Here is a 3121-nt window from a genome sequence, read left to right as displayed (position 1 = left end):
CTTCTTCAAAAGTGATGAACAATATTTGAGTCCGGCGAAATCGTTCATCGCTTTATGTTTCCGCTTTTTAAGAAAAAGCAGAGGCAAAAAGGGTGAACATGTTCTTATAAGAACACCTTGGTTGCTGTGTTGTCTTCACTTTAAAAAGTGAAAGCAAACGAAACATACGAAACCTCTTGGGGTTGTATGGTTAAGTGACTAAGCGTACACGGTGGATGCCTTGGCAGTCAGAGGCGATGAAGGACGTAGTAACTTGCGATAAGCCCAGATAAGGCAGTAACAGCCATTTGAATCTGGGATGTCCGAATGGGGAAACCCACTGGCATAAGCCAGTATCCCACACTGAATACATAGGTGTGTGGAGGCGAACTCGGGGAACTGAAACATCTAAGTACCCGAAGGAAAAGAAATCAATTGAGATTCCGGCAGTAGCGGCGAGCGACCCCGGATTAGCCCTTAAGCGTTTTATGAGTTAGTGGAAGCCTCTGGAAAGTGGCGCGATACAGGGTGATAGCCCCGTACACGACGGCTTGTTTAACGTGAAAACGAGTAGGACGGGACACGTGTTATCTTGTCTGAAGATGGGGGGACCATCCTCCAAGGCTAAATACTCCTGACTGACCGATAGTGAACCAGTACCGTGAGGGAAAGGCGAAAAGAACCCCTGTGAGGGGAGTGAAATAGAACCTGAAACCGTGTACGTACAAGCAGTGGGAGCCTACTTGTTAGGTGACTGCGTACCTTTTGTATAATGGGTCAGCGACTTACGTTATGTAGCAAGGTTAACCGCATAGGGGAGCCGTAGGGAAACCGAGTCTTAACTGGGCGAATGAGTTGCATGACGTAGACCCGAAACCGAGTGATCTAGCCATGGGCAGGTTGAAGATTGAGTAACATCAATTGGAGGACCGAACCGACTAATGTTGAAAAATTAGCGGATGACTTGTGGCTAGGGGTGAAAGGCCAATCAAACTCGGAGATAGCTGGTTCTCCCCGAAAGCTATTTAGGTAGCGCCTCGGACGAATACTACTGGGGGTAGAGCACTGTTAAGGCTAGGGGGTCATCCCGACTTACCAACCCTTTGCAAACTCCGAATACCAGTAAGTAGTATCCGGGAGACACACGGCGGGTGCTAACGTCCGTCGTGGAGAGGGAAACAACCCAGACCGCCAGCTAAGGTCCCAAAGTTATCGCTAAGTGGGAAACGATGTGGGAAGGCTCAGACAGCCAGGATGTTGGCTTAGAAGCAGCCATCATTTAAAGAAAGCGTAATAGCTCACTGGTCGAGTCGGCCTGCGCGGAAGATGTAACGGGGCTAAGCGATACACCGAAGCTGCGGCAGTGCGATTTATCGTATTGGGTAGGGGAGCGTTCTGTAAGCCGTTGAAGGTGTACTGAGAAGTATGCTGGAGGTATCAGAAGTGCGAATGCTGACATGAGTAACGACAAAGGGGGTGAAAAACCTCCTCGCCGGAAGACCAAGGGTTCCTGTCCAACGTTAATCGGGGCAGGGTAAGTCGGCCCCTAAGGCGAGGCCGAAAGGCGTAGTCGATGGGAAACGGGTTAATATTCCCGTACTGCTGATAACTGCGATGGGGGGACGGAGAAGGCTAGGTGGGCCTCGCGACGGTTGTCGAGGTTCAAGTGTGTAGGCTGGTGTCTTAGGCAAATCCGGGACGCCCTCTTTTGGTAGAGAAGGCTGAGACACGATGTCGAGTCACTACGGTGATGAAGTCATTGATGCCATGCTTCCGGGAAAAGCCTCTAAGCTTCAGGTTATCAGGAACCGTACCCCAAACCGACACAGGTGGTCGGGTAGAGAATACCAAGGCGCTTGAGAGAACTCGGGTGAAGGAACTAGGCAAAATGGTACCGTAACTTCGGGAGAAGGTACGCTGCCCGCGGTGAAGTCCCTTGCGGATGGAGCTATGGGCAGTCGCAGATACCAGGTGGCTGCAACTGTTTATTAAAAACATAGCACTGTGCAAAATCGAAAGATGACGTATACGGTGTGACGCCTGCCCGGTGCCGGAAGGTTAATTGATGGGGTTAGACTTAGGTCGAAGCTCTTGATCGAAGCCCCGGTAAACGGCGGCCGTAACTATAACGGTCCTAAGGTAGCGAAATTCCTTGTCGGGTAAGTTCCGACCTGCACGAATGGCGTAATGATGGCCACGCTGTCTCCACCCGAGACTCAGTGAAATTGAAATCGCAGTGAAGATGCTGTGTACCCGCGGCTAGACGGAAAGACCCCGTGAACCTTTACTACAGCTTGGCACTGAACATTGAGCCTACATGTGTAGGATAGGTGGGAGGCTTTGAAACACAGACGCCAGTTTGTGTGGAGCCGACCTTGAAATACCACCCTTGTATGTTTGATGTTCTAACTTGGCCCCATTATCTGGGGTGAGGACAGTGCCTGGTGGGTAGTTTGACTGGGGCGGTCTCCTCCCAAAGCGTAACGGAGGAGCACGAAGGTGGGCTAATCACGGTCGGACATCGTGAGGTTAGTGCAATGGCATAAGCCCGCTTGACTGCGAGAATGACGGTTCGAGCAGGTGCGAAAGCAGGTCATAGTGATCCGGTGGTTCTGAATGGAAGGGCCATCGCTCAACGGATAAAAGGTACTCCGGGGATAACAGGCTGATACCGCCCAAGAGTTCATATCGACGGCGGTGTTTGGCACCTCGATGTCGGCTCATCACATCCTGGGGCTGAAGTCGGTCCCAAGGGTATGGCTGTTCGCCATTTAAAGTGGTACGCGAGCTGGGTTTAGAACGTCGTGAGACAGTTCGGTCCCTATCTGCCGTGGGCGTTGGATGATTGAGAGGGGCTGCTCCTAGTACGAGAGGACCGGAGTGGACGAACCTCTGGTGTTCGGGTTGTCACGCCAGTGGCATTGCCCGGTAGCTAAGTTCGGGATCGATAACCGCTGAAAGCATCTAAGCGGGAAGCGAGCCTCAAGATGAGTCATCCCTAGGGCTTTAAGCCCTCTAAAGGGTTGTTGGAGACGACGACGTAGATAGGTCAGGTGTGTAAGCGCTGCGAGGCGTTGAGCTAACTGATACTAATTGCCCGTGAGGCTTAACCATACAACACCCAAGGGGTTTTGACGGACTC

The 3121-nt window shown here is 51.7% G+C and carries 1 rRNA gene; it reads left to right on the top strand.

The annotated features are described in order from the left end of the window. Window positions 1-188 precede the first annotated feature (188 nt). Window positions 189-3093: ribosomal RNA gene (locus tag GMA8713_RS25225) — 23S ribosomal RNA — on the top strand. Window positions 3094-3121 lie beyond the last annotated feature (28 nt).

It is taken from the genome of Grimontia marina, assembly GCF_900060185.1.
In the GTDB taxonomy this organism is placed as follows: domain Bacteria; phylum Pseudomonadota; class Gammaproteobacteria; order Enterobacterales; family Vibrionaceae; genus Enterovibrio; species Enterovibrio marinus.
The sequence above is the reverse complement of the archived record's forward strand: the minus strand, read 5'-3'. Positions and strand labels throughout refer to the sequence as shown.